The 621-nt window shown below is 36.4% G+C and carries 1 protein-coding gene and 1 pseudogene; both read left to right on the forward strand.

What is annotated here, in order from left to right; genetic code table 11:
* Positions 1–327 (forward strand): hypothetical protein (locus BGK49_RS30755; protein ID WP_206779273.1); only part of this gene is annotated, 327 nt, incomplete at its 5' end.
* 97 nt (positions 328–424) lie between these two features.
* Positions 425–621, forward strand: a pseudogene (locus tag BGK49_RS27790) (hypothetical protein); the annotation flags it as partial.

Below are 621 nucleotides of genomic sequence, written 5' to 3' on the forward strand. Positions count from 1 at the left end.
CAGAAGCAGAAAAAGCTTATTATGCTTCCATCGGAAACGATGATCTGGCAGCCTGAGTTCACAGATAAAACACTCTCCAGGAAACCCGGGGCGGTTCAAGGACTCTATCATCGCCAATCATCAGACATTGAAATAGACGACACTGAGATGACGCTTACAATTCTTTTGGTTTCTGTAATAAGTAATCTGACATTCCCCGTGCCCAGAAGAGGAGAGGGATATCAAGCCCAAGGGTTAATAATTGATACTACGGTTAAAATTGCCTTCAGTAAAGGAAACGTGATTAAATTCAGGGGATTTCAGAGTGAAAAGCATACAACATATTAAAATCTGTTCATTTAGCTATAATACATACAAGAAAGTGTCCAGTTAGATAATGTTATCTAAATAACCACAGATAAAAACGCACATAATTGGGGGGGGGATGAAAATACCTGAAGCAGTAAATCATATTAATGTTCAGAATAATATTGATCTTGTTGATGGAAAAACGAATCCGAATAAAGCAACAAAAGCATTACAAAAAAATATATTACGCGTAACAAACTCATCTTCTTCTGGCATAAGTGAAAAACATTTAGATCACTGTGCTAATACTGTGAAAAACTTTTTAAGGAAGTC

The sequence above is a fragment of the Shigella sp. FC1544 genome (assembly GCF_001722145.1).
Classification (GTDB): Bacteria; Pseudomonadota; Gammaproteobacteria; order Enterobacterales; family Enterobacteriaceae; genus Escherichia; species Escherichia coli.